Genomic DNA, 697 nt, shown 5'->3' with positions numbered 1-697 from the left:
CCATGGAACTGACCGTCATCGTGCCCACGTTCAACGAGGCGCCCAACGTCGCCGAGCTGGTCCGCAGGACCGCCGCCGCGCTGCAGGGCCTCCACGCCGAGATCCTGTTCGTGGACGACTCCCGGGACGAGACCCCCGAGGCGATCCGCACGGCCGCGGCCGGCAGCACCGTCCCGGTCCGGATGATCCACCGCGACGACCCCGTCGGAGGCCTCAGCGGCGCCGTCATCGAAGGACTCCGCGCCAGCACCGCCGAGCACTGCGTCGTCATGGACGGTGACCTCCAGCACCCGCCGGAGCTCATCCCCGAACTGCTGGCGAACCTGCGCGAGGACGACGTCGACACCGTGGTCGCCTCGCGCTACTGCGGCGAGGGCGGCAGCGCCGACGGGCTCTCCGGCGGTGTCCGCCGGTTCGTCTCCACGGCCTCCACCCGCCTGGCCAAGGGCCTGTTCCCCCGGCGGCTGCAGCACTGCAGCGATCCCATGACCGGCTTCTTCGGCTTCCGCCGCGCCGCCGTGCAGCCCGCGCGGCTGCGGCCCACCGGGTTCAAGATCCTGCTGGAGATCCTCGCCCGGCACCGGCTGCGGGTGGTGGAGATCCCCTTCGTCTTCGGCGAGCGCTTCGCCGGGCAGTCCAAGGCCTCGTTCACCGAAGGCACCCGCTTCCTGCGCCAGCTCGCCGCACTGCGCTTCGG

1 protein-coding gene is annotated in these 697 nt (G+C 72.5%); it reads left to right on the top strand.

Annotated elements, in window-relative coordinates:
• Nucleotides 1-2: 2 nt before the first annotated feature.
• Nucleotides 3-697: polyprenol monophosphomannose synthase (locus tag QYM41_RS17630; RefSeq protein ID WP_368801071.1), on the top strand; the 695-nt coding region annotated here is incomplete at its 3' end.

This window comes from Kocuria oxytropis (assembly GCF_040981195.1).
In the GTDB taxonomy this organism is placed as follows: Bacteria; Actinomycetota; Actinomycetes; order Actinomycetales; family Micrococcaceae; genus Kocuria; species Kocuria oxytropis.
The sequence above is the reverse complement of the archived record's forward strand: the minus strand, read 5'-3'. Positions and strand labels throughout refer to the sequence as shown.